The 26,935-nt window shown below is 59.8% G+C and carries 18 protein-coding genes; 3 read left to right on the forward strand and 15 right to left on the reverse strand.

The window, feature by feature from the left end; all coding sequences use genetic code 11:
• Position 1 precedes the first annotated feature (1 nt).
• From AAIH70_RS22310 to AAIH70_RS22335, 6 genes are read right to left on the reverse strand one after another with little or no spacing between them, the layout of a single operon-like run.
• On the reverse strand, positions 2–1,246 hold the full coding sequence (locus AAIH70_RS22310; protein WP_430035712.1) for a glycosyltransferase: 1,245 nt from the start codon (positions 1,244–1,246) through the stop codon (positions 2–4).
• A gap of 8 nt (positions 1,247–1,254) precedes the next feature.
• Positions 1,255–2,463, reverse strand: a complete 1,209-nt coding sequence (locus tag AAIH70_RS22315) for a glycosyltransferase family protein (protein WP_132278789.1) — start codon at positions 2,461–2,463, stop codon at positions 1,255–1,257.
• Between the two features lie 39 nt (positions 2,464–2,502).
• The gene (locus AAIH70_RS22320) at positions 2,503–3,672 is read right to left on the reverse strand and encodes an ABC transporter permease (RefSeq protein WP_132278786.1); all 1,170 of its coding nucleotides are present in this window, start codon (positions 3,670–3,672) and stop codon (positions 2,503–2,505) included.
• On the reverse strand, positions 3,669–4,667 hold the full coding sequence (locus AAIH70_RS22325) for an ABC transporter permease (RefSeq protein ID WP_132278783.1): 999 nt from the start codon (positions 4,665–4,667) through the stop codon (positions 3,669–3,671). The genes AAIH70_RS22320 and AAIH70_RS22325 overlap by 4 nt, the downstream gene beginning before the upstream one ends.
• Positions 4,667–6,544 (reverse strand): ABC transporter substrate-binding protein, encoded by a 1,878-nt coding sequence (locus tag AAIH70_RS22330; RefSeq protein ID WP_132278780.1) that lies wholly within the window; start codon positions 6,542–6,544, stop codon positions 4,667–4,669. The genes AAIH70_RS22325 and AAIH70_RS22330 overlap by 1 nt, the downstream gene beginning before the upstream one ends.
• Complete coding sequence (locus AAIH70_RS22335; protein ID WP_132278777.1) at positions 6,541–8,442, reverse strand: ABC transporter ATP-binding protein; 1,902 nt, start codon at positions 8,440–8,442, stop codon at positions 6,541–6,543. The genes AAIH70_RS22330 and AAIH70_RS22335 overlap by 4 nt, the downstream gene beginning before the upstream one ends.
• A 210-nt stretch (positions 8,443–8,652) precedes the next feature.
• On the opposite strand from AAIH70_RS22335, the gene AAIH70_RS22340 reads away from it, so the two are divergent.
• Positions 8,653–9,624 (forward strand): glycosyltransferase family 32 protein, encoded by a 972-nt coding sequence (locus AAIH70_RS22340; RefSeq protein ID WP_165932115.1) that lies wholly within the window; start codon positions 8,653–8,655, stop codon positions 9,622–9,624.
• Here the strand turns inward: AAIH70_RS22340 and AAIH70_RS22345 are convergent.
• Both AAIH70_RS22345 and AAIH70_RS22350 read right to left on the reverse strand, forming a co-directional pair.
• Positions 9,592–10,341 carry a polysaccharide deacetylase family protein gene (locus AAIH70_RS22345; protein ID WP_132278774.1) on the reverse strand — a complete coding sequence of 250 codons (750 nt, stop codon included), beginning with the start codon at positions 10,339–10,341 and terminating at the stop codon, positions 9,592–9,594. The two genes, AAIH70_RS22340 and AAIH70_RS22345, sit on opposite strands and share 33 nt — an antisense overlap.
• Positions 10,338–11,426: a glycosyltransferase family 4 protein gene (locus tag AAIH70_RS22350; RefSeq protein ID WP_430035715.1), complete on the reverse strand. Its 1,089-nt coding sequence runs from the start codon at positions 11,424–11,426 to the stop codon at positions 10,338–10,340. Before AAIH70_RS22350 ends, AAIH70_RS22345 begins: the two co-directional genes overlap by 4 nt.
• 159 nt (positions 11,427–11,585) lie before the next feature.
• On the opposite strand from AAIH70_RS22350, the gene AAIH70_RS22355 reads away from it, so the two are divergent.
• Both AAIH70_RS22355 and AAIH70_RS22360 read left to right on the forward strand, forming a co-directional pair.
• Positions 11,586–12,923 (forward strand): nucleotide sugar dehydrogenase, encoded by a 1,338-nt coding sequence (locus AAIH70_RS22355; protein WP_430035717.1) that lies wholly within the window; start codon positions 11,586–11,588, stop codon positions 12,921–12,923.
• Positions 12,924–12,932: 9 nt separating this feature from the next.
• Positions 12,933–13,415 carry a class I SAM-dependent methyltransferase gene (locus tag AAIH70_RS22360; protein ID WP_132278765.1) on the forward strand — a complete coding sequence of 161 codons (483 nt, stop codon included), beginning with the start codon at positions 12,933–12,935 and terminating at the stop codon, positions 13,413–13,415.
• 2 nt (positions 13,416–13,417) lie between these two features.
• On the opposite strand, the gene AAIH70_RS22365 is transcribed toward AAIH70_RS22360, so the two are convergent.
• The 7 genes from AAIH70_RS22365 to bcsA all read right to left on the reverse strand — a co-directional run bounded on the left by AAIH70_RS22365 (position 13,418) and on the right by bcsA (position 26,915).
• Positions 13,418–13,879: a cyclic nucleotide-binding domain-containing protein gene (locus AAIH70_RS22365; protein ID WP_132278762.1), complete on the reverse strand. Its 462-nt coding sequence runs from the start codon at positions 13,877–13,879 to the stop codon at positions 13,418–13,420.
• 39 nt (positions 13,880–13,918) lie between these two features.
• Entirely contained in the window at positions 13,919–16,642 is a 2,724-nt protein-coding gene (locus AAIH70_RS22370) for an ABC transporter transmembrane domain-containing protein (protein WP_132278759.1), read from the reverse strand.
• Positions 16,643–16,819: 177 nt separating this feature from the next.
• Entirely contained in the window at positions 16,820–18,721 is a 1,902-nt protein-coding gene (gene htpG, locus AAIH70_RS22375) for a molecular chaperone HtpG (RefSeq protein ID WP_132278756.1), read from the reverse strand.
• A gap of 148 nt (positions 18,722–18,869) precedes the next feature.
• Positions 18,870–21,194 carry a cellulose synthase gene (locus AAIH70_RS22380; protein WP_132278753.1) on the reverse strand — a complete coding sequence of 775 codons (2,325 nt, stop codon included), beginning with the start codon at positions 21,192–21,194 and terminating at the stop codon, positions 18,870–18,872.
• Positions 21,191–22,255, reverse strand: a complete 1,065-nt coding sequence (locus AAIH70_RS22385; protein WP_132278750.1) for a glycosyl hydrolase family 8 — start codon at positions 22,253–22,255, stop codon at positions 21,191–21,193. The genes AAIH70_RS22380 and AAIH70_RS22385 overlap by 4 nt, the downstream gene beginning before the upstream one ends.
• Positions 22,252–24,714: a cellulose biosynthesis cyclic di-GMP-binding regulatory protein BcsB gene (locus AAIH70_RS22390; protein ID WP_132278747.1), complete on the reverse strand. Its 2,463-nt coding sequence runs from the start codon at positions 24,712–24,714 to the stop codon at positions 22,252–22,254. Before AAIH70_RS22390 ends, AAIH70_RS22385 begins: the two co-directional genes overlap by 4 nt.
• Positions 24,714–26,915, reverse strand: coding sequence for a UDP-forming cellulose synthase catalytic subunit (gene bcsA / locus AAIH70_RS22395; RefSeq protein WP_245519317.1), 2,202 nt, complete (start codon positions 26,913–26,915; stop codon positions 24,714–24,716). The genes AAIH70_RS22390 and bcsA overlap by 1 nt, the downstream gene beginning before the upstream one ends.
• Positions 26,916–26,935 lie beyond the last annotated feature (20 nt).

The raw sequence follows: 26,935 nt of genomic DNA on the forward strand, positions 1-26,935 counted from the left end.
GTCAGGCCTTTCCGCGATGGGCGGCAAACAGTGTTTCCAGCTGGCGGATGCTGGCGCGATGATCGAATTCGTGGCGGACGCGCTGTTCGGCGGCGTCCCCCAGACGCTGGCGCAGCGCCGGATCGCGGATCATGCGTTCCAGTGCCACAGCCAAAGCCTTCGCATCGTCCGGCGGCACCAGCAGGCCGTTTTCGTCATTAATGAAAAGTTCGGAAATGCCGGCCTGGGCGGTTGCCACGCAGGCCATGCGCTGGCTGGCGGCTTCGACCAGCACATTCGGCAGGCCGTCGCGATCACCGTCATCGGTAATGCGCGAGGCGAGCGCAAAGACGTCGCTGTTGCGATCATGTTCCAGCACTTCCACCTGCGCCAGAGCGCCAAACCACTCGATGCGATCGGTGATACCGAGTTGTTCAGCCTGCGCTTTCAACGCCGAAAGCTGCTCGCCGCCACCGATATGGCGGAACCGCCAGTGCAGATCCTTTGGCAGAAGCGACAGAGCCTGAAGCAGGGTGTCGTAACCCTTCTTTTTGACCGCGCGACCGACGGAGAGAATGATGGCCGGATCGTCTGCCGAAGAACCGTCGCGGACATTCCGCTTGTCGGCAAAGACCGGGAAACGGTCGAGATCGAGGCCGTGATAACTGAGGTTGACGACATCACCACGACCGGCAAGTTCAGTCAGATGATCGAACCCGGCGCGGGTGCAGGTGACGGCCCAGCTTGCCTGTCTGAGCTTGCCCTGCAGATCCCAGGCGGGCGATGTCCAGATATCCTTGGCATGCGCCGAGACCGACCATGGGATGTTGGCAATAAGGCCTGCATAGCCGCCAACGGAGGCCGGTGTGTGGATGAAATGCACATAAAGCCAGTCCGCGTCCTGCGGCCATTCGGCCACCAGCACGGCAGCCTGTCCGAAACGGCGAAAACGGTTGCGCGAAAAATCGCGGCCGAGGTCCGACAGGAACTGGCGAAATGCCTTGCCGAAACCCGGCTTGCGCGCTGCCTTCACGAGCGAGCACAACACCCGCAGCGGCTCCTCATGCAGATATTCCGGCAGGTATTTGACCGGCGCGCGGATTTCGTCATGGATGGGGTGGCGTTTTTTGTCGGTGGGCCGGCGCATGGAAAACAGTTCGAGCGTCAGCCCGGCCCGTTCTAGCCCAAGAAGCTCCTGCGCGATGAACGTTTCCGAAAGGCGCGGATAGCCCTTCAGGAGGACAACGATCTTCTTCTTTTCCAACATGGGAAGGATCAGCCCTGCACGACCGACAGATGGTCGCCGTCCCTGTGGTTCATCCACTCGCCGACCATGGATGAGATATGGGCAAGCCCCTCAAGCCTCAGGCTCGGATCGCCTGCAGAAGGTGCCGGCTGGGTGAGCAGGGTGCGCAATGCCTGCGCCATGCGCTTGGGATCGGCGGATTCCTCCGGCAGAAGCATGGTGACAAGCCCGAGTTCGGTGGCACGCTTTGCGCGGATGAGCTGTTCTTCGCGCGGCTGTGTGCGCGGCACGATCAGCGCCGGTTTGTCGAAGGAGAGGATTTCGCAATAGGTGTTGTAGCCGCCCATGGCGACGACCGCCTTGGCATTGGCAACGAGATCTTCCATGCGGTTGTCGAACTCGATCACTTCCAGTGGACCGACACGCGAAGCGGCCTCCTGCAGGCGATGGCGTTGTTCGGCCGGCATATAGGGACCAAGCACGATCAGCGCCTTCTGCGTGAAAGTCGGATCAGCTTCGTAACCGGCAATCACTTCCTGCACGAGATCGGCGCCATCGCCGCCGCCGCCGGTGGTGACGAGAATATAGTCGCCCTTCTGGCGGTGATCCGACTGCACGCCTTCACCGACGGCACGCTGCAGAAAACCGACGAAACTCATCTTGGAGCGCACGTTCTGCGGCGCATCGAGGCCAACCAGCGGATCATAAAACTCCGGCGGACCATAAACCCAGATATCATCATAATACTGGCCGATCTTGCGCATCACGTCGTTGCGCTGCCATTCCTTGTCGAGAAGGTGCGGCGCATCCATGACTTCGCGCAGGCCGAGAACCAGCTTGGTGCCGCGGGTCTTCAGATAGGCCAGCGTATCCTCGACTTCGCCGCGCAGGCCAAGCGGCTCCTTGTCGATGATGAAGATGTCGGGGTCGAAGGTTTCGGCAGTATGCCGGATGATCGACTGGCGCATCTTCAGGGTTTCCTGAAGATCGATATGCTGATCCATCGACGTGTATTCGCCGTTGCGCAGCTTGATGACCGACGGGATTTTGACGAAATCGACGCGGGCGCGATAGTCGAAGGCGCCGGCAATGGTGGCGCCGGAAATGATCAGTACGTTGAGACCACGATAATCCTCGACCAGCGAATGGGCGATGGCGCGACAGCGGCGCAGGTGGCCGAGTCCAAACGTGTCATGGCTGTACATGAGGATGCGAGCGTTATCGAGACGGCGCGTCATGTGGGTCTTTCGTTTCAGATTATACGAATGCGATGCGTGTCACTTGTAGGGATCGGCCGCGTCGCGCAAGCCGTCTCCCAGAAAGTTGAATGCCAGGATGACCACAATGACCGGGATGACCGGAAACAGAAGCCAGGGATAGAGGGCAATCACGTTAACCGTGCGCGCTTCCGTGAGCAAGACACCCCAGCTCGTGATCGGTGCCCGCAGACCGAGACCGAGGAAGCTGAGCGTCGTTTCGCCAAGGATCATGCCGGGAATGGCGAGCGTGGCGCTGGCGATCAGATGCGACATGAAACCGGGCACCAGATGGCGGCCGATGATACGGGTCTTGCTGGCCCCCATCAGCTGCGCGGCAAGGACATAATCCTCCTCCCGCAGCGAAAACAGTTTGGAACGCACGGCACGCGCCAGCCCCGTCCAGTCGAGCATGCCGAGGATGAAGGTGATGCCGAGATAGATGATCAACGGGCTCCATGTCACCGGCATGATGGCGGCCAAAGCCAGCCACAACGGAATGCTGGGAATGGACTGCAACACCTCGATGATGCGCTGGACGATCAGATCGAACACGCCACCGCGATAACCCGCAAGGCCACCGATCACAATGCCGAGAACAAAGCTGGTGGTGATGCCGAGAAGGCCGATCGTCAGCGATATGCGGGCACCATACAGAATGCGCGACATGACATCCCGCCCGAGCCGATCCGTGCCGAGCAGGAAGAAATCACCACCTTCAGCCGGGCAAACCAGATGGCGATCGGTTTCGACCAGCCCCCAGAAACGATAGGCATCGCCATGACAGAAGAAGCGCAGCGGCTGCACGATATTGGTATCGGTATAAACCCTTCGCAACGTCGTCATGTCGAGCTGCATGTGCTGCTTGTAGACAAACGGCCCGACGAATTCGCCGTCATGAAAAAGATGCACCGATTGCGGTGGTGAATAGATGCTGTCGATGTTGCGCGTGTGCAGGTTATAGGGCGCCAGAAACTCGACGATGATGATCGACAGATAGGCGACAGCCAACAGGATGCCGGAGATCAGCGCCAGCCGATGGCGCTTGAACCGCCACCACATCAGCTTCAGCTGCGATGCTTCCGTATAGGCGCTGGAGGCGGCGGCCGCTTCTGTCGCGTAGGGGTCGAAAGGTGCGGTCGAAACATAATGGGCGAGCGGCTGGCCGCTTTCGGGAAGGGTCGGTTTCACTTGGTGGCCCCTCCTTTCAGGCGAATACGCGGATCAAACAGTGCCAGCGCAATATCCGACACCAGCACGCCGATGACTGTCAGGAAAGCAAGGAACATCAGGAAGGAGCCGGCCAGATACATGTCCTGGCTCTGCAATGCCTTGATCAGCATCGGGCCGGTGGTTTCCAGCGACAGCACCACGGCGGTGATTTCCGCACCCGAAATGATCGACGGCAGGATCGAGCCGATATCCGAGATGAAGAAATTGAGCGACATGCGCAATGGATATTTGACCAGAACCTTGAGCGGATGCAGGCCCTTGGCCCGCGCCGTCATGACATACTGCTTCTGCAACTCATCGAGAAGGTTTGCACGCAGGCGCCGAACCATCGAGGCCGTGCCGGCCGTGCCGATGATGATGACCGGGATCCACAGGTGCTCGAGGATCGACCAGAACTTGTCCCAGCTCATCGGCTGGTTGAGATATTTCTGGTCCATCAGATGGCCGATCGTCGTGCCGAACCAGATATTGGCGAAATACATCAGGATCAGCGCGAAGATGAAATTCGGCACGGCAATGCCGATCAGCCCGAACAGCGTCAGGCCGTAATCACCCCAGCTATATTGGCGCGTGGCCGAATAGACACCGATCGGAAAGGCGATGATCCAGGTGAGCGCGATGGTGACGAAAGACACCAAAATAGTGAGCCATAGACGATCGCCGACCACCTCGTTGACCGGCATGCGGTATTCGAAGGAATAACCGAAATCGCCGACCAGCATGCCGCCGACCCAGTTGAGGTACCTTATCGGCGCCGGCTTGTCGTAACCGTAGCGGGCCTTCAACTCCTCGATTTCCTGCAGATCGGCCTTTTCGCCGATGGCACGCATTTCCTCGACGTAACTTTCAAAATAATCGCCCGGTGGCAGCTCGATGATGGTGAAGACCAGAAGCGAGATCATCAGCAGCGTCGGGATCATCACGAGGATGCGCCAGAGAATGTACCGTAGCATCAGGCGCTCTCCCCGAACCAGAACGTGTCCGGCATGTAGACGCCGAGATAGGAATAGGGATCGAAACAGAACAGACCGCGCGACGGCATGTTGCGCAGGCGCGACGAACTCACCACCGGCTGCAGCGCCGCATTGACGATGCCGATGGTGAAGACCTGATCGGTGTAGATCGACAGCATTTCATGCCAGATCTTTTCACGCTCGGCCGTTTCGCCGCTACGTCTCCAGTCGGCCAGAAGATCGAGCAGTTTCAATGGTTCCGGCATATCGGGCGGACGGCCATCGCTGCCGCCGGACAGATAATGCAGACCCCAGTTTGCCCATTGCAGCTGGTCATCAGAGGTCGGCGCAAGTTCCTTCGGCGACATGTCGGCCGTCGGCACGCCATTGTCGATACCCGGCCAGACGCACATGATCGTTTCGCCGCCACGGATGCGGCTGCGGAACAATTCGCGGCTCGAGGCGCGGACATGGATGGCGATGCCGACCTTGTACCAGTGATCGGCAACCAGTTCGAGCACATCGCTTTCGAAGGAATCCTCGCCCGCCGTCTCGATGACGATCTGCGCGATGCGGCCATCCGAAAGCAGCCGAAACCCTTTTTCGTTGCGGCGCGCGAGACCTGCCTCATCCAGAAGCCGGTTTGCCTCATGCGGATCATGCGCAATATAGGCTTCGGCATATTCCTTCCGGTAGAGGCGGCTTTCCGGCAGGATCGTATTCGCGCTCTCCTTGGCTATACCGTAGAAAGACGCCTTGTTAATCTCGCTGCGATCGATGGCCAGCGAGAGTGCCCGCCGCACGCGGACATCCCGGAACAGGCCGCGCCAGATATCATCCTTGCAGGTGAGATTGGGCATCAGCGCGATGCGCGACCCTTGCGTGCGCTTCCACAGATTGACGTGTACCGGAAAGCGCTGCTCCGAGCTTTTCAGGAACGTGTAGTCGGCGAAATCGATATTGGCGAGCTGAAGCTCGCTCTCCCCCGAGCCCGCCTTGGCGGCAATCAGGCCGGGCGAACTGACATTAAGCACGAAGCGATCGATATAGGGCAGCTGCACGCCGTTTTCGTCGATGCGGTGAAAATGCGGGTTACGCTCGAAAATGAACTGCTGTGCGGGGGGAGCAGTCCGGTTGCGCCAGGGGTCGAGCGTCGGCAGATCGGGATTTTCTGGCCGAACCGTACGGCCCTTGTTCTGATGCAGCGACGACCAGTCTTCGACGCGGTTCGCCTTGATCAGTTTCGCCAGCGTGCCCGCGTCCTGATATTTCGCATGGAACTGCTTCATATAGGCTGACGGCATCATCAGCCGCGTCGGAGAAGGCGCAGCCTGCTGTGCCAGAAAATCCGGATTGGGTGCATCCCACGAATACCGCACCGTCAGTTCATCGAGGATTTCGAAACGCGGCTCTGCACCATTGACGATCAATTCGGCCGGAATGCCGCCGCGATGCAGTTCCTTGTTATGGAACATGTCTTCCCAGACATAACGGAAATCCTCCGTCGTGAACGGGCTGCCATCCGACCAGCGATGACCTTCGCGCAGATGGAAGGTGAAGACCTGCGAGTGCTCGACCTCGTATTTTTCCAGAAGATCCGGCAGCGGATTGAGATGTTCGTCGTAACCGATCAGCCGCGCATAACCATTGATCGGCATCAGACGGATATCGCGCTGCCCACCGATCAGCATGCGCGCAGTGCCGCCACGTTTGCCAGGTTCGCGGCCGAGCGCTGCCAGATTGATCACGCGTGGCGTCATTGGAGGTCCGGGTGGAACCGTAGCGCCTTCAAGGTTCATGGCGGTTTCGGCAGCCTTTGCGAACGGCACGACAGCCGAAGAGGCAAGAAGCGAAAGCAGGAGGCGACGGGTGATCATGGCCGCAACTCCCTAGCATCGACACTGCGCCGGGCGAGAACGAGGTGGCCACCGCCGAGATCGGCATGCGCCAGACTTTCCGGCTGCTCCTCGTCATCGAAGGGCGCGTCCCATTTCGGGCGTTTCAGCGCACTGCCGACAGTTGCATAATCGAGCGGGCGATCGAGATCGGGATAAGGCACGGCCGCCAGCAGTTTTCGCGTATAGGGATGAACCGGCGAGCGCATGATGGCTTCGACGGGGCCGATCTCGACAATACGGCCGGCATACATGACGGCAACCCGATCAGCCATGTAGTTCACCACCGCGAGATTGTGCGAGATGAACAGGTAGGTGAGGCCGAGTTCCTTCTTCAGATCCTTCAGGAGATTGAGGATCTGCGCCTGGATCGATACGTCGAGTGCCGAGACAGGTTCGTCGCAGATCAGCAGCTCGGGTCCTAGCGCGAGCGCGCGGGCAATGCCGATACGCTGGCGCTGACCGCCTGAAAAGCTGTGCGGGTAACGGCTGAGCGCGCTGCGATCGAGACCGATGGCGCTGGTGAGCGCCTCGACGATACGGGTGCGCTTTTCGGCATCGCCCTTTTCGTGGATCTGCAGTGGTTCGGCGATGATGTTGCGCACCGTCATGCGCGGCGACAACGACGAGACCGGATCCTGGAACACCATCTGCACCTTTCGGCGCAGTGCCCGCAGCTCCTGCCCATGGGCATGAAGCACATCGACGGGACCATCGGCACCGTTGAACGTCACGGAACCGGCATCCGCCGTCAGTCCGCGCATCAGGATCTTGCTGAGCGTGGTCTTGCCACAACCGCTTTCGCCGACGAGACCAAGGCTCTCACCGCGCAAAATGTCAAAACTGACGTCGTTGACGGCCAAAGTCTTTTCCGGCGTGCCAAGGCCAAAGAAACCGGAACGGCGGGCGGTAAAAGACTTGCTGATATTGCGGACGGAGAGAAGGACATCGGAGCGCGGATGCACCGAAGCCGGCTCCGCTGCCGCTTTCTTTTTCGCGAGCATACGGCCGCCATCGACATCGATATCGCGCAACGGCTTGAGACGTTCGCCCGGCTGCATATCGAAATGCGGAACGGCTGCCATCAGGCCCTTGAGATAGGGATGTTTTGGTCCGCGGAAAATATCGGCAACCGGACCGGCTTCCATCACCTCGCCGCGATAGACGACCACCACCTCGTCGGCAAGATTGGCGACCACTCCGAGATCATGGGTGATCAACAGCATCGCCATGTCGAAGCGCGATTGAAGGTCTTTCAAAAGCTTGAGGATCTGCGCCTGGATGGTGACGTCGAGCGCGGTGGTCGGCTCATCGGCAATCAGGAGTGCCGGGCGACAGATCAGTGCCATGGCGATCATCGCACGCTGGCGCATGCCGCCCGAAAGTTCGAACGGGTACATGCCAAAAACCTTGTTCGGCTTGGAAAAGCCGACCAGCCCCAGCATCTCGATCACCCGTTCGTGCCGTTCCGCCGGCGACAGGATCGTGTGGGTCTTCAGCGCTTCCTCGATCTGGTTACCGATCGTGTGCAGCGGTGAAAACGACACCATCGGTTCCTGAAAGATCATGCCGATGCGATTGCCGCGGATGGAGCGGATCTTTCGCCCGTCATGCGGAAGAGCGAGAAGATCGATCGGGCCTTCGCTGCTGGCCGGGTCATTGAAAAAAACACGCCCGCCGATCTGCGCCGAGGCGGATTCGATATCCATGATCGTGCGGCCGAAAACGGACTTTCCGGAGCCGGATTCGCCCACCAGTGCCGTGACCTTGCCGGGAGAAATGCGCAGGCTGAAATTGCGGATCGCCTCGATGCGCCCACCGTAGAACGGGAACGATACGCTCAAATCTTCGGCACGCAGCAAATCGTGGCGTTCGGTCACTTCATTTCCCCGATGCCCTTCGTCATGGCGCAGTCAAAGCAGGCCAATTTCTGGACAATTCTGACGCAGCGTATAGCACGCCGCCTCCCTCTGTCCATGTGACAGAAATCGCAAAACGCAAGATGGTTCCAAAAGACGAAAGCGTTTGACCGAAAGGCGGAAAACGTCGTAGCCGCAAAGGGCAATCAGGAGCGGCGGGAGCGTTATCACATGGGTATCAGAGGCGGCGAGAAGGCAACTCTGCAAGCGGCCAGAAACCTGATCGCCGATCACCGTCTGGCAGAAGCGCGCGCGCTGCTCGAAGAGCTTCGCACCGGCCTCACGTCGCAATCGATCGACAGTTTGGGTCCCATGACGTTGCTGGGCATGCCGCGCAAATTGCATGCGTCCTTTCTCAAGCTCGCCAAGGCCGAGGGTGACGCGGTTGCGCGTATCGGATTGCAATACAATCTCGTGCCCGACCCCGAGCGCATAACCCGGCATTTTCGCGTGGATGATACAGCTCGGCGCAGCATGGCGGCGCTCAATGCCGCACCTGTTCCGCGCGTGATCCACCAGGTCTGGATCGGTTCGAAACCGGTTACCGCCAGCGTGGAGGCATGGCAGCGGCATGCAGAAGCCACGGGTTATGATCATCGCCTGTGGCAGGAAGAGGATATCCGTTCCATTGGCGTCCATGACAATGCGGTCTTCCGGGCTTTTCTCGATGCCGGCGATTTTCCAGGCGCCGTCGATGTGGCCCGTTACCTGATTTTGGCGCGTGAAGGCGGCATCTATCTCGACTGCGACTGGTACCCGGCCCGCATGGATGTCGGTTTCGATGCCTTCATACCATTGGTCGGCCTGTCGGCACTGGCGGAACAGACGCCACGCAACCTCGGCGGCGAAAGCCTTCTTCTCACCAATTCGTTCATTGCAGCACCGCCGCAGCATCCGCTGTTTGACATTCTCGTTGATGCGCTGCCGGGCGTGATGGCGGAACTGCCGGGCGCACCCGCCTGGTGGGCAACAGGACCGGTGATCTTTACGCTTCTCGCACGTATGGCGGCGGTGACTGTGCCGGATACGCGGTTCGTGGCCGCAAATCTTGCACAGCAAGCGCCGGTAGCCGACGTGCTGGATACCGCGCGAAAGGCGGAAGGTTCTGATTCAGGTTTTCTGATCGGCTGGAAAAGCTGGTGAGGCAAGGATATCTGCCGCAGACCGCCACCGGCAGCCTGGATGGCCGGTTGTCAGGCTGAACAGGCGCTCAAGAAAATCGGCAACCGCACCATCATGAACGAGGTGATGGGTGAGCACGCCAATGGCCGCCCCCGGCCGGCAGATCGCTGCCGTTTCTGCAAAGAGGACGGCCGCATCGCGACCGCCGCGGGTGCCATGCCAGTCGATGACATCGACATGGGTGTTGAGCATCGGAACGGCCGCCGCTTTTTCCGGCCCGAAGGTGGAAAGCGCGCAGTACCCCAGTGCCGGAAGTAATGCGACGACAGCCGGATCGATACGATTCCATGGCGGCACCAGCATGGGGAAAAAACGACGCCCATGCAGGGCGGTGAGCATTTCCAGACCTTGCTGAAGCTGTTTCTCGACGACATCAATCGGCCGATCTAGACCGAGTTCGCGCTTCTTGACGCCTTGCGGCGCATGGTTTTCATGCGACCAGCCATGCATCGTGACCAGAACATCCGGCTCACGTTCCAGCCGTTTCGCCAGCGCCTCACCGGTATGGGCAGGAATGACGGCGAGTGTGCTCGGGATCTGATGGCGTGCCGCAGCGCCGAGAAAAGCGTCGAGCGCATCGCTGGGTTCGATGCAATCGTCATCGCGCAGCCACAGGTCGACATGCTTGCCATTCGCGGCCAATCTGTCCAGCGCCTCGATCAGCAGTCGTTCGGTCATCGCAAATGTTCCAGATGGGTTTTCAGAATGGTGTCGAGCCGGCTGGACGCCCCGTTGAGCGAGCGTTCGTCCAGTACGAAGTGCCTGGCGGCTTTGGCCATCGTGTTCCGGTCAACGTTATCGAGCAGCAAGTGCCGGATCGCGGCGGAATAGGCAGCGACGTCACCGGGTGCAGTCAAAATCCCTGTGCGGCCATGGATAACGACTTCCGGCACGCCGGCAATACGTTCGGCCACGACCGGCAATCCGGCTGCCTGCGCTTCCAGATAGGCAAGACCGTAAGCCTCGCCATGACCGGGCCAGAGATAGAGCGCACCTGCGGCAAGCACGCCGGCAATTTCGTCCGTAGCCAGCTGGCCGTGCCAGACGATGCGATCAGATCGGAATCCGGCAAACAATGCTTCCACTTCACTGCGCGCGGGGCCATCGCCGACGATCGACAACGTCCACGGAAGATCGGCAAGATTTTTCAGTGTAGCGGCCAATGCGGTGTAGCTGTTGAGCTTGTCGCCTGCGCGCATCATCGCCACCGTGACAAGCCGAAACGGCTCTGGAGACGGCAGCAGACTGGAAAAAGCAGCCGTGTCGATGAAGGGGGGCAGATGTTCGAGCCGGGCGTCCGTCACCGATTGGCTGATGCCGTCGAGATCACGCCGGGTGAAACCGATATTGACGGCGGCAAGGCGCAATGCCGCGCCCAGCAGGGCCTGATGATCACGCCAGCCCTGACCATTGCGGCGCTCGGAATAGGAGGCTTCGGCTGTTGCATAGGCAACACCATGCGCCTTGCACAGAGCAGGACCGATGAGGTCAGGCGACTTGTAATAAGGATGATAGCAGAACCACAGATCAGGCCGGCCAACCTCTCGCCAGGCTGCATCGATTCGGTCGATTTCCAGGCCGGCCTCCTTCTGCAGGCGAGGAAGTGCCGCGGGATCTGCAGAAAACGAGCGAAATTCCGAGGCGATCTCGACTTCGTGACCACTCTTGCGCAAGGCTGCAATCAGCAGCCGCGCCATCAGGCGGTCACCAGAGGGAACCGGATGGTTGGGCGACTTCAATGGCGCATGGAAGGCGATTTTCATGGAGAAAGGCATAAACGCCGAGCCGAGCCTGATGCAAGCCTCATCACCGTGAACCGGCGTGAGGCACGAGACCTGCGGCCAAGTTGCGCCACCGCCGTCCCTTGACAGTTCGGCCCGCTGCACTCAACTGAGGGACATCGAAATTCAGGTTCCTTCCCCGTGACCAGCACTCCATCTTCTACCCTCCTCGCCGCCATTCAATCCAAATCCGCCCGCGCCGGTGTCATCGGACTTGGTTACGTTGGCCTGCCCCTGGCAATGACCATGGCGCGCGCCGGCTACTGCGTTACCGGCTTTGACATCGACCCGACCAAGATGGTGGCGATCGAGGCGGGCAAGAGTTACATCGAGGCAGTGCCGGACCATATTCTGGCGGGAGAAACGGCAGCCGGCCGTTTTTCCGCAACCACCGATTTTGCCCAGCTGCGCGATTGCGACGTGATTGCAATCTGCGTTCCGACGCCTTTGACGCATCACCGCGACCCCGATCTCTCCTACGTGGAAAAAACCTGCGAAAAGATCGCCGAGACGCTTCGTCCCGGCCAGTTGATCGTGCTGGAATCGACCACCTATCCCGGCACGACCGACGAGGTGATGAAGCCGATCCTCGAAAAATCCGGCCTGCGCTCGGGCGAGGATTTCTTCATCGGTTATTCGCCGGAACGCGAAGATCCCGGCAACCGTGAATTCGAAACCTCGACCATTCCGAAAATCGTCGCCGGCGACGGCGAAGCCGCGACCGAGATGATGCAGGCCTTTTACGGCTCGGTGGTGAAGACGGTGGTGCCGGTGGCATCGACCGCAACAGCCGAAGCCGTAAAACTGACGGAGAACATTTTTCGCGCCGTCAATATCGCCCTCGTCAATGAATTGAAGGTCGTCTACGAGGCCATGGGCATCGATGTCTGGGACGTGATCGATGCGGCCAAGACAAAACCGTTCGGTTACATGCCATTCTACCCCGGCCCCGGCCTTGGCGGCCACTGCATCCCGATCGACCCGTTCTACCTGACCTGGAAATCACGCGAATACGATCAGCCAACGCGATTCATCGAACTGGCCGGCGAGATCAACACGGCCATGCCGCGCCATGTGATCACCCGTCTTGCCGAAGCGCTTGACATCAAGGCCGGCAAGGCGCTCAGCCGCTCGAAAATTCTCATCCTCGGCCTCGCCTACAAGAAAAATGTGCCGGATATTCGCGAAAGCCCGTCGCTGAAGCTGATGGAGATCATTCTCGAGCGCGGCGGCGATTTTGATTATTACGATCCCTTTGTCCCAGAAATTCCGCAGACCCGCGAATACGGACATCTGCGCGGACGCCGGTCGATCGGCTGGAGCGAAGCGGATATCCGCAGCTATGATGCCGTGCTGGTCGCCACCGATCACGACGATGTCGATTATCAGGCGCTTGCCGACTGGTCATCGCTCGTCATCGACACACGTAATGTCTTTGCTCGCCGCAACATCAGCGCCGATCACATCGTCAAAGCATAAGGATCTTCCATGAGCCGGCTCGACAGTTTTATCAACCGCATGACGGCACAGCGCGATATCCTCAATCACATCCGCGATGCCCTTTCGCTTCCGGATGGCGCCGTTCTTGAAGTCGGCCTCGGCAATGGTCGCACCTACAGCCATCTGCGTGAGAATTTCGGCGACCGTCGCATCGTTGTGTTCGACCGGCAATTTGCCGCGCACAAAACGCTGGCACCGGAACCGGAAGATTTTATCGAGGGGGAAATCCGCGAGACCGGACAGGGGTTTGTCGGCAAAGGTGCAGCATTGGTGCATTCCGACATCGGCACCGGTTATCCGGAAAAGGACGCCATCACACTGCAATGGCTGCCGGACATGGTGGCTGGCATGCTGACGGAGGGAGGAATTGCCGTCAGCGGCCTTCCGCTGTCACATCCACAACTGGAAGAACTGCCCCGCCTGCCCAACGTGGAAGAAGGCCGTTATTTCTATTACCGCAAAACAGTCTGAGGTCAGTTGACCAGCTGACGCTGACCAGCACGGGTACGATCGAGTTCACTGGTCGTGCGATGCAGCTGCTCAGCAAATGCGCGAGTGACTTCGCGTGTCACACCCGGATCGATCAGGACCTTGGAGAAGGCGTCCTTGCAGATCTTGAGTGCCTCGACTGGAGTGGTGCTGCGAACGGTCGCGGTGCGGACACCATCACAGAGCAGGCAGACTTCGCCCACGATGCAGTCACCCTTGACTTCGCCGATCTTCACTTCGCCATCAGGGGCTTCCATGAGAATATCCGCGCTGCCACTCAGAAGAACGTAGGCGCAATCGCCAGCGTCGCCCTGATGAAAGAGCTCCTGGTTGGCATCGTAGCTGACCCTGCTGGATGCGAAAGCCAGTAGCTTAAGACGGCACGGATCCACCTTCGCAAAGTAAGGTATCCGGCGCAAAAGCTGTACTTCTTCCCTCAGTAACATAGTCGTCACCACCGCTCAGCTGTGCTTGATAGCCCTCTCCTAGGCTACCAGCGTTTTGAATATACCACTTTCCTGCTCAAGAGTCTCGAATGTTCCATCATCTGCGATCGAGCCTCTGTCGAACACCACGACCCTCTTGAACAAACGAGCGAGAGACGTGTTGGACAACACCCATATAATCGCAGGATCATGATCCTGTTCCTTTAGAAAATCTACTACGTTTTTAACGATCTCGTTTTGTACGCGTCGATCGAGGCCAGGTAGAGCCCTGTTAAAGATATAAAAATCCGATCTGCGGATCAGCGAACGTGCCACATTCAGCTTCTGCCGCTGCACCAGCGTCAAGCGCCTGCCGCCTGCACCGATGTCGAATTCCAGGCCCACGCCAAGGAAGCTGGCGTAAAGATCCTTCTCATGCATGACACCGGAGGCGACCGCCCGGATCTGCTCACCGGCATCGGCGATACGGTGGCTGAGCTTGCCGAACAGGATGTTTTCACGCAGGCTCGCCAGCGCGATATAGCGATGCGGATCGTAGCGTTCAATAAGGCCGGAGAGATGCGCAGGCAGCTTGTCGTGCAGCAGGTCGCGCGCCTTGACGATCCTTTCCGAAAGCTCCGGTGTCAAAAGGCCGAAACGATAGCGTAGTTCCACATAGTTGAAACTCAGGCGCAGCATCGCCCGCAATTCGTCGCGGTTCGGCCGGACACCCTCAGGCCGATCCTTGAAGCGTTGCAACAACTGTTCATAGACGTCGATTTCATCGGCGCTCAAGGTGATCATCTGCTGGAAGAAAGGATGGTCTTCCGGCAGGCTGCCAAAAATGTCGACAAGGTTTTCGGCGATTGCCGTGCCCATATCGAACAGCGGTTCCAGCAGGGCCGCAGAACGCAGCACGTCGTAGAAAAAGTCACTGTCGAGCAGCGAGTTTTCGCCGCCGACACCTTGGCGCATGGTGCCGAACAGCAGGTTTTCGCCGACACTTGCCTCGATATTGTAGCGATCGGGTTCGAAGAACACGACCAGATGCGAAAGCCCCTTGGCAGCCAAGGTCGAGCGCAACGCGTGCCGCATGTCGACGATACGGGCCGCAAGTTCGGTATGAATTTCCGGATCGAAGCTGGAGTGAAGGGCCAGATCCATGATGTCGGAGGTCAGCTGGACGGCATCCAGCGCCGCCAGCAGCGAATTCTTCAGGTCATCTTTCTGGCCGTGACGAACGGAAGTGGTGCTGCGGTCTAGCCATTCTGCATGAACATCGAAATCGGCATTGCCCGCCATACGGGCCTCGTGCATCTCCCAGCGACGCTGCGTGGCGTCACGACCGCTATAGGTGACGGTCGATGTGGGGGCGTGTTTCAGGCCGTAGAGAAGATTGTCCTTCAACGTACCGTGGAAAAAATAGCTGTCGGCACCGGAATAGGAAATGGCCCGGCCGGATACCGATTCCGGCAATTCGAGCAAATCCGTTTCCTGAAGCGTGATCTTGCCGGAGATCGGCCAGACGACACGGCCAAACGCTTCGGCAAGCGCTTCAGCGCCACTGCCGGCATTGTCGATGATGGCAACCGTCTCGCCGCGCTCGAATTTGACCGAGACACCTTCCGCCACTCTCGCGCCGCTCTGGTCTTCGATCGTGACATTGACGGCGGCAAGCGGCGTAAGCGACTTGTCTTCGGATTTCGCCGCCAGCGCATGAATGGCAGGCGGGATCATCATCGGCGAGTCGAATTCCTCCAACACCTGCTCGTATTTGACCTGCACATCCTGGCGCGCCTGATCCCAGTCGATCAGTTCCTTCAGCGGGCCGGGCAGATCCTTGTAGGCATTGATCACGGCAATCAGCTGGCCGACGTCAAGATTGCCGCGTAGCGTCAGGTACCCGCCGATCGAATAAAACAGAAAGGGGGTCAGCTGCGACAGGAAATTGTTCACGAACTTGACGAGAAATTTCCACTGATAGAGGTCGTAGCGGATCTTGTAGATATGGCCGAGGCGATGAGAAACGTCGGCGCGCTCGTAGTTCGAGGTATCGAAGGCATGGATCGTGCCGATGCCCTCGACGATTTCGCTGACCTTGCCGGCGAAATGGCGTGCCGTGACCTGGCGCTGCCGGCCGAGTTCGATCAGCCGGTGCCGCATTTTCGGTATGATGCCGACCTGGATCGCCACCATGGTGGCCGCGATCATGCCCAGCCAGAAATTCTGCACCATGATGAAGAACAGGGCCGCAATTGCCTGCCCACCCAGCATGGCAGGCTGCACGAAGGCATCACCGGTAAAGCCACCGAAGGGTTCCACCTCGTCCTTGACCATGCTCGACACTTCCGCCGCATGCACCTTTTTCAGGTAACTCGGCGGGAAACGAAGAATTCGATCGACCAGTTGAAAACGGATGCGGCGCAGAAGACGCTCGCCGAGCCGGCCCTTGTAGGTGTTGATGTAATATTTGAAGAGGCCATTGATGATGACCAGGAGCAGGAAGACACCGGACAACGCGCCAAGCGTTTCCAGACGATCAAGCGGAATACCGTCGAACTGAAAGACGTTTCCGAGCCACGGCAGCGTGACGGTGAAATCCATATAGGCTTGCGTCGCGCCTTCGCTTTCGAAGCCGCCGCCCTGGATGGGGCCGTTGATGATCTGTTTGGGCAAATCGAAGGCAAGGAAGTACGGCACCATGGACGCCGCCACGATGGCCAGAATGAACAGCTGCTGCCGTCGAGTATGTCTCCAGATGTAACGGAGAAGACTTTTTTCCATGGGATGCCGTCAAAGGGACGGCAGGTGCACGTCCATGTCTCTACATGTGTCAGGCGCTGTCTATAAACATCCGAATCTATGGCTGCAAATCGCCTCGCGCATTGCAGCCATCAGGTTTTATCATCCTTTCGCGACCTTGTCGTGTGGCAAGGCCGCACCAGCCGTGACCTTCATCCCCTACTTCAAGGCGCGTTCGAAAATGCGCTGGAGCCTTTCGGCAAAGGCGCGCGGCTCTTCCGGCTTGTCACCATCGAGAATACGGGCCTGATCGAGCAACAGCAGTACAGCGTCGTCGCGCAGCGCCTGATCATCGGACTTGGCGGCGATGGCCCGCACAAGTCCGTGATCGGCGTTGAGTTCCAAGACAGGTTTGCTTGAACCTTCGATGCGACCCGCACCCTGCAGGATCTTTTCCAGCTGACGGTCATAACCGCCTTCGGATGCGACAAGGCATACGGCGCTTTCGGTCAACCGGTCCGAAACACGCACATCGGAAACGGCATCGGCCAGACGCAGCTTGGCAAAGGCAATCAGATCATCGAGGACAGCCGTGGTCTCCGGCTTTTTCGCGGCCTCCTCACCCTCGGGCTTTGCGAACTGCGACAGATCCGCTGCTCCCTGGGTGACCGACTTGAACGATTTTCCTTCGAATTCCGGTGCGTTCATCACCCAGAAACTGTCGATCGAATCGGTGAGCAACAGGACCTCGACACCGCGGGCGCGAAAACCTTCGATCTGCGGGGAATTCTTCAGCTGCTCGAGATTGCCGCCGGTGAGGTAGTAGATCGACTGCTGCCCTTCCTTGGCATCGCGGACGTAATCGGCAAGTGAACGGTAGCCTTCGCTGCTGGACGTCGAACGAAACCGCGAAAGGCCCAGAAGCTGCGAGCGGCGCTCGAAATCCTCGTAAATACCCTCTTTCAGAACCGGCCCAAAATTTTCCCAGAGTTTTGCGAAAGCCTCCGCGTCGTTTTCGGCCAGCTTTTCGATGGCGGTCAGCACGCGGCTGGTGACGCCCTTGCGGATTGCCGAGAGGATCGGGCTTTCCTGGATCATCTCGCGCGACATGTTGAGCGGCAGATCGGACGTATCGACCAGACCGCGCACGAAACGCAAGTAACGCGGCACGAGATCGGCATCGTCCGTGATGAAGACGCGCTTGACGTAAAGCTTCATCCGGCCCTTGCGGTCTGGATCGAACATATCGAAAGGCTGCGAGCCGGGAACGAAGGCAAGCGTCGTATATTCATGGCGGCCCTCGGCGCGAAAATGCACGTTGAGCGCAGGCTCGTCATACTGGCCGGAAAGGCTGCGGTAGAAATCCGTGTACTCTTCCGCAGAAATCTCGTTTTTGGAGCGCGTCCACAGAGCGCTGCCATCGGTGACGCGCAACGGCTCAGCACCGGGCTTTTCAACCAGCAGGACCGGCACCGGCACATGGCCGGACTGATCCTTGACGATCTTTTCGATGGTCCAGCGCGAGGTATAGGTGCTGGCATCCTCCATCAGATGCAGGGTGATGGACGTGCCGCGCGCGGGCGCATCGGCAAGATCGACCGCATCGATGGCATAACTTCCCTTGCCGTCGGACGACCAGCGCCAGGCCTCGTTACCGCCTGCTCGGCGGGACACCACGTCAACCTTGTCGGCCACCATGAAGCAGGAATAGAAACCGACACCGAACTGGCCGATCAGTTGCGCCCCCTGCTCGCTCTTTTCAGCTTTCGCCGCCTCGATGCGCTCCATGAAAGCACGTGTGCCGGAGCGGGCGATCGTGCCGAGCGCCTCGATCATTTCCGCGCGGCTCATGCCGATACCGTTATCCTCGACGATGAGGCGCTTGCCGTCTTCATCGAGCGTCAGCGTGATGCGGCCTTCGCCGTCTCCCGCAGCAAGGGACGAATCGGTGATCGCCTCGTAACGCAGCTTTTCGCAGGCATCGGCGGCGTTGGAAATCAGTTCGCGCAGGAAGACATTGCGGTCGGAATAGACCGAATGGACCATCATATGCAGGAGGCGGGCGACATCTGCCTCGAAGGCGTGGTTTTCGACAGTCTTTTCTGCAGCGGTCTCGGTCATGTTTCCTCTCGTCTCCAACGGTATGTCTCGCCGTCCGTCGATGCGGTCGGCGTCAATCGGTTACCAGCAAGATAGGAAGTCGGAAAACACAAAACCAGAGAGGGAAAGCGCGCAATCGCAAATGCGCGCCATCACCCTGGACGATGCCTCAGTAATCGTTGTTGCGGGCGGCGCGGGTATCGGCCAGTCCGCGCAGGGCGGCACGGTTGCCGGTCTGCGCAGCCGCTTCGAAAACCGTCATGGCATCGGCGTAACGCTGCATGTTGAGATAGGCATAACCGCGCATCACCATCAGGTCGACGCGTTCGGTTTCCAGCTGGGCACGCTGATCGAGAAACAGCAAGGCATCGCGGTAACGGGCTGCATCGAACGCTGCGGTGGCGCGGTTCGAAAGAATCGCCACCTGCAGTTCGGATGCACGTTTGCGGGCAAGCGGCGCCTGGGTTGCGGCCACTGCGGCATTGTCGGTCAAGCCGACGCGTAGATAGGCAAGCGATTGGCCGTAAGCCGCATCCTCACGCACCTGCCCGGAGCCGCGTTTCAGGGCGACACCGAAGGCATCGGCGGCCTCCATCGGGCGGTTAAGCTCCATCAGGCACCAGCCGCGCGTGACGGCTGCGCCCGGCGCCAGACCTTCGGGATCGATGGTGGTCGCACAACCGCGCTGCGGCCTTGCACCGCGCGAAGATACATTGACGGCGGCGGCCGTTCTCGGTGGAGCCGCATAGTTCTGCGCGAACGGCGCAGGCGCATTGGTGGGCAGGACCGGCACCGGTCTTGAAGCGACGGGCTGTTGAGCCGGCTGAACCGCATATTGCTGTGTCGGGTATGGCTGTTGCGTCATATATTGCTGAACTGGCACCTGAGCGCCCTGCTGCGCAATTTGCTGGGCGGCCAGCGTTTCCTGCGTGGTTTCACCGAGATTGGCGATGCGCACGGAACGGCCCTGCCACTGACGCTGCACGGCGGCGACGCCGGCGCGGTCGTTGAGCTGGTTGCGCGACAGAACGAGCCCATACGCGGAGGGTTCGTCATCCGGCTTCCACGACAGCGCCGTCTCGAACCAGCGAGCCGCTGTCTGCGGCTGATTGAAGTTGCGGGCATACCAGCCGAACTGCTGTGCGGAGGCGGCGTCCTTGGCATCGATAACCTCGGCGGCAATACGCTGCAGCACCGGCTCGGCCAGAACCGGAGGCGGCATGATGGCGAGCAGATTGGCCGTCGCGGCCATATAGGTGTTCTTGGCGTCGGTGGAATCGTCGCGCCAGCGATACATCACATCCTCAGCTTCCTGCGGAGACTTTTTTGCAATCAGGCAAAGCGCCAGTCCTTGCGAGGCCGAGGCGGAATCCTCACGTTCGCGGGCCATGCGGAACCATTTTTCGGCAGCACCGGTATCTTCGCGTCGCAGGCGATACCAGCCGGCAAGCAGCGCGTCGGATGCAAGTGTGCCATCGGCCGCAAGCTTTTCGACGCGCGTCACATAGGCGTCGGCAATCCGCATTTTCGGATCTTCATTTGCCTCGGCGACAAAACGCCGGGAGAGATCGTCGCGCAGGCTGTCGAACTCGCCTGAGCCGTCTTCGTTGCGATGCTCCGATGACAGCAGATCCTGCATGCCTGCATAATCAAGCACGGCCGATGCCTTCTGCACCGTTGCCAACCGTTCCGGCGGCACGGTGCAGTTTTTCAGGACATAATTATAGGCATCTCTCGCGCGTCCTGCCCGATCTGTCTGCGCAAAGGCCTCGGCGACGCGCCAGAGAACATCGACTTCACTGCATGTCAGGAGCGCCGATGTCTGAGCCGCGATTTCGACGACCGTCTGATATTGCTTGAGATCAGATGCATTGACGAGACGCGCACGCGCCTCGGCGACTTCCAGCCGCTCGAGCAGATCGGCCGGCGGCTGCCAGGCGGCTTCAGCCGTCCGGCGATCGGCGATCGCCTTGCGCAATTCTGCAAAACGCCCGTCGGCATAAAGCCGCCACATGCCCTCGATCTGCGGATCACCATTCTGCGGCACCGCCAGTGGATCGCTGGGCGGCATCCAGTCGGGATAAAGTGTCCGAAGGCGGGAAATTTCTGCCTGAAGGCGAGCCTGATCGTTTCTCGCCGCGAAATAGCGAAGTGCGCTTTCATCGACTTGGGGGCGGCTGTCTTGCGCCTGCGCGGTATTAGAAGATGTCGCAGGTGCCTGTACCGGAGGTGCAACGGTATCTGCCTGAGACAGCTGCAACGGTGCTTCGACAGTCGAACCGGTGGGACCGGAATGGAAATCTATACCCGGCGCACCGACCGGCAGACCGTCCGGGCCGCGCACACGACCCATGACCATGAGTTTTGGCGCAGGCTGTTCCTGCCCGCTCTCGAGAGAGGCGAAACGGTCGCGCAGCGCATTCGGGTCGTTCAGGCCGTAGACGGCTGCCGCCACGGCGATGACTGCCACTGCTGTCGCAAGAACCTTTCTCATAGGCATTCCGGGTGCTTCTCTGCGATGAAGGCCAGGCCCAGCAACTGGAGCGTGGACGGATAATAGAGGACGGGTTCGAATCGACGAACATCATCCGGCAGCTTTTTACCGTCTACCACACAGGCGACAAGATGGTTAACCAAACGATAGCCGGGATCGGAAAGCGTGTCTTTCACCTGCCCCGTCGTGACATCGAACGTCCCCGTGGCACCGGGTGATGCCGTTGTCGCTTCAGCAAGCCAGGTCAGCAAAGCCCGATCCGTGATGCCTGCACGCGCAAGGTAGAGGGGAATTCGGATGGCGTTATAGCCGTATTCCGGCGCAAAGCCGTCGGCCGGTTTCGGCTGGCGCGCGATACTGACCCAGTCTGCCGGCAAACGGCGCGGACCGAACCGCATGGCCTTCAACAGCGTCTGCCCGTCATCGCCGAGTTTCTGCCAGCGATCGGAAGGCGCCAGCATGTTCATGATCGGCAAGGCTTCATAAACCCAGTAGGATGGATTGATGACCGGGCCATCCTCACGGTCATCCCGCCCGAAACCTTCAAGCCCCGGCAAGATCACGGTGCGGCCGGCATTGTCGACAACGGCGCTTTTCAGAAGCGTGCGGGCGATACGCTTGGCGGCCACGGTATAATCGGCCCTGTTCCACGCGGCGCCACCGAGCGCCAGACCATAGGCGATCAGAAGATCGCCATCGGAAGCGTTGTTGGTATCGATCACATGCGGCTTTGCCTGCGGGTCCCATTTCCACACAGCCAGACCATCATCGCGCAACAGCAATTCGGTGCGTGTGAAGGACCAGATCTGTTCGAAATCGGCGGGATTATTGGCGAGATAGGCAAGGATCAGGCCGTAGCCCTGTCCCTCGCTATGGCTGATATTGCCATTGCCGTTGTCGATGATGCGCCCGCTGCCATCGAGGAATTTTGCCTTGTAGGCATCCCATTCCGCTGCCGGTACGCCCGCCGCCTGCGCCATGCTCACACTGCCTCCCGTAAGCGACATCGCAATCGCCAGAAAAAAAGCAGCACAGGCAAGACGTGGGCGATCAAAGCTCATTTTCGCCTCCCGATATTGGAGAGCAGGCCTGCCGTGGTGATGCCGATCAGGAATGTCATGGCCGCAAACAGTGCCGCGAAATAGAGCACGTTGGTGGACAGCCAGTTGGCAGCGATCAGGCGGTAATTCCAGATGGAGTTATCCGTCGGCGCAACGAACGAAAAACCTTCGGCCGCAACATTGTCGATCCGTCCCGTCCGCGACGAATAGGTCGTGATACGACCTGTGATTTGCGGCCAGAATTCCTGCGAGGACATCACGCGTGCACCATCGGCGAGGTCGGCGGAGGAAGGTGCCGTCACCACGGTCCAACTGCCGGTACCCGAGGGGCTTAGCCCCTGGGCAACCATGAAGGTCGCGGCGTTGGACGGCGCAAAGGGCTCTTCATTGCCGGGAAACAACCGGAACGATTTGAGCGATATATCGAAATTGCGCTGCAGCCATTCCTGCAAGGCCGAAATCTGTCCGTTCCAATTGCCGCCACTGACGCGGTCGCGCCATTGGTCGAACACTTCGCCGGTATTGACGTTTTCGGCCGTGGCTCCTGCCGTCGGCCGCCATGCCGCCTGACTGGTGGTCGCGATATTGGCCTGCGACAGGACGGTTACCGGCATTTGCGTGACGGAGCCGATAAAGATCGCATCGCGGTCTCCGGCGGCATTGGCGGAAGCGATGGGATCGATTGCCAGCGGCCGCCCCGCCATCAGCGCCATGCGTGACAGCAATGTTGCGGTGGCTGAAAGCGTATCGCGATCGATTCTGTCCATGAACAGCGGTGTCGCATCGTCACCGCGGTTATAGGGATATCCGGTCCCGACCATGCTCGACAGATCAGGCCGCTGACCGATGCGGGCGAAATCCGGCATCTGGAATTCGGACGTATCGAACATGGCAAACCGCGGCGTGGTGGAGGCCGAAGCGCCGGGTGCGCAAACCTCGTCTTCCTGCGTGCGCAGCACCGTTTCCATCTCCACCGTGTTCACGCCCGGCTTGAAATGCCGCATCGTCACACGGATCGGCAGATGCCGCAGAATGCCGCCACCCGAGGTGGTGATCGGCACGGTGGAAGCGATATTGCCGTTGACATAGACATTGATCTGACTGCCCGGCAGCACCGCTTGCGAGTATGCCGCGTCGAGCAGAATGGTAGCTTCGCCATAACCCTGCGCATAAAAATCGGCCGGAACACCGATCTTGAAACCGGAACGAACGCGGCGGCCGGAAAATTCCAGCGTCTCCATACCCAGTTGTGCGAAGCTGAGGGTGGCATCGGAAAATAGCATGGGCGCATCGGGCGCCGACCAGCGTTGGGTCGACAGCACACTGCGCTGGGCGCTGAGCGGTCGATCGACCGGCGAAACAACCGAATCGACGGCAGAAGCGATGGATTGCCAGTTCGGGCCGCTGATGACCAGCACCGGCTGCCCTGTACGCCGGTCATCCACGAATGTGGCAATCGGCGCACTGGTGGCCGAGGACGGCAGATCGGGGAAAAGCGGCTGCAACTCGGCCGCGGTCCCCACCAGCACCGTCAGCTTGCCGGAGGCAGAAGCTGTAATGCGATCCGTCTGGAAATCGAATTTCTGGCTGGGCATACCGCTGAGAACGGAAAGACCCTGGGTAAGTCGCAGGATGGGCTTCAATGTGCCCGGCTGATCGAGCGAGGGGACAACCATGTTGAATGTCGTCGCACCCGTCTCGTCGACCCCGATGGCGCGCAGCGCGTCGATGCTCGACAGGCGCGTCGCCAAGGCGCCGTTAAAAGCCAGATAGGTGCTGGCCGGATCGATATTCGACCATAGCTCATAGGTCGAGGCGATGGAGCAATCGGTACGGTGGCGCTGGTCGGCGCGCAGGGTGACGACATTGACGCCCTGCTGCAAGAGCCCCGGCGGCACGGCAAACGACACCTGTCCGGGCGTTTCGGAGGCGGTCACCCGCTGCTGGCCAATGAGGCGATCGTTGACGAGAACGGAGATCTGCGATGCTTCCGGCGCCACAACGACGGCGTTCTGATAACCCAGATTGAAACGTGCCGGGCTGCCGGCCTGCTCGGGCGTGACATAGACCGACCAGGAATGCTTATCATGCTCGCCTTCCAGAACCATGGATGCGGCAGGAATGATGTTGCGGCGAAACCCCTGCGACGCAACCTGTCCAGAGGTGGCGACGCGGCTCGGCGGCGTTTTCTGACCCTGCTGCACAGCCGGTGGCGCGGCACTGGGCGGAGCCGCCTGGGCCGGCATTTGCGGCGCGGTGGCCGGAGCCTGCTGCGGCATCACCGGTGCGGCCGGATCGGACGAAGGACTGGTCTGCTGGCTAGGTGCGGAATTGGCGCGAGCCGGTGGCGGTGCAGCGCCAGCCGGCCGTTCGCCCGACATGTCGAAACCTGCGGACTGCGCGAAAGCGCAGGTCGCGGTCAGGATGGAAAGCGTGGCAGCAAGGCAGGTCCGGCGCATCAGTTTTTCGCTCCTGCTGCATCCTTCGCGCCGCTTTCTTCCTGAACGGGGCGGGCACTGCGGAAGAAATACACCAATCCGCGGCTGGTCTGGTAGAGCGCCAGACCGATGAACCAGATCGTGCCACGGATGATGCCCGGATTGTAGCGCCGGGATTCCTGGAACTGCGACCATTGCGAGGAATTGGCGAAGATGAGGTCGGCGATCATGCGGTGATCCTGTGCCGATTTCGGCACATACTGGCAGCCGACAGTAGTGATGTCGCCGGCCGATTCGGCATTGCGCACGGCGACCGACAAGGTCACCATCTCGCCGCCGCTATGCGGCTGGAAACGGATCTCGCCGACGGCGCCCTTGACCATGCCGGCAGCGCGGCGGTTGAACACGTTCACCCGTGCGCCATGGACCGAAACGTCTTCGATGGAGGCAGCATGCCATTCATCGTGGACGCGGAATTCGCAGCGGCGGTTGATGCGCACGCGTCGGGATGCCGCCGGCTCGCCGCGTTCCGACACGACGCCGAGTGCGCAGCCCGCCATCAGCAGGTTGATGATATTCCAGCCACCGACCACCAGCGTCACATCGGCCTTATAGGGCTCGGCATAGATCTTGTAGATGGTGATCAGCAGCGCAATGACCTGCACTGCGAAGATGACGAAGAAGGGGCGGCTGATTTCCGACAGCCTGCTGGTGGCGATCGATTCATCCTTGGCCGTGACCTTGAAAGTGGGCTTGCGCGGATTGAGCATCACCGACACGACGGCCGGCAGAAGGTGCACCGTCTGCACATATTCGTAGAGTTCGGAAATCCATGGCCAGCGGAACGATCCGTAGAGATAGTTCTGCATCATCAGGTTCACGAACATGTAGGCGAGGGTATAGGCTAGGAACTCGCCACCTGATGCCGTGAAGATTTCCAGATCGAAGAACAGATAAAAGAGCGGCGCGAACAGAAAAACCGTGCGCGGAAATGGAAACATCCAGAACAGCGTTGACGACATGTAGCAGAAGCGCTGCGCAACCGAGAGGCCACGCTTCAACGGCGGGAAACGGAAACGCAGGATCTGCATCATGCCCTGCGCCCAGCGCGAGCGCTGGCCGATAAAGCTTGCAAACGTCGCGGGCTGCAGACCGGCGATCAGCGGTTTGTCGACATAGATGCTGTGCCAACCGGTGCTGTGCAGCTCAAGCGCCGTCTCGCAATCCTCGGTGATGCTGATGCCGCTGAAGCCATTGGTGGTTTCCAGCGCCTTGCGGCTGAGAACCGCCGCAGAACCGCAGAAGAAAGCCGCGTTCCACTTGTCGAGACCACGCTGGATGATGCCGTAGAACATCTCGTTCTCGCTTGGCATCTTGTCGAAGGTGCGAAGATTGCGCTCCAGCGGATCCGGGTTGATGAAGAAATGCGGCGTCTGCACGAGGAAGAGTTTTTCCTGCTCCTCGAAATAGCCTACCGTTTCCTTGAGGAAATCGCGTGCCGGCGCATGGTCGGCGTCAAAGACCGCAATCAACTCGCCGCTGGAATGCTGCATGCCATTGTTGAGATTGCCGGCCTTGGCGTGTTCGTTGCGATCACGCGTGAGATAATGGACACCCAAATCCTCGCAGAGCTGTTTCAGCTCCTTGTGGCGGGCCATCGCCTCCTGCGCCTCCAGAAGTTTCGGAGAATTGCGCTTCTGCAGCGTGCCGCCATCATCCAGCAGCCAGATATGCAGCTTGTCGGCCGGGTAATCCATGCTGCTGGCAGCTGCCAACGTGTTGGCCAGCAGGGTTGCATCCTCGTTATACGAGGGCACGAAGACATCGACATGCGGAAAATGTTCGAGCTTGCCCGCACGCGAGGGGCGCGGCGGCAGCGGTGTCGCGACGACGAAGAGGCTGAGGCCCAGCATCATCACGTTGTACATTTCAGCGAGATACAGCAGGAAACCGGGAATGAAGTTTTCCAGCTGGTTGATCGGCGGCAACGTGCTGGTCGTGCGCCAGTAGACATAACGCAGCACGATGGCCGTGCCGAAAGCCAGCGCGATCAGACGCCAGGTCCCCTCACCCTTGAGGATCTTGATGATCGCCATCACGGCGAGCGCGCAGATGCTGGCAATGAGCTGTGTCTGGAGATTGACCGGCAGCGTGATGAGAGCAATGACGGCAGTAACGACAATGATCCAGACGATGACGCTGCGGATCTTGTGAATGGGCATTTCAGAACTCCCCGCGCCGG

It is taken from the genome of Neorhizobium sp. BT27B (genome assembly GCF_050455485.1).
In the GTDB taxonomy this organism is placed as follows: domain Bacteria; phylum Pseudomonadota; class Alphaproteobacteria; order Rhizobiales; family Rhizobiaceae; genus Neorhizobium.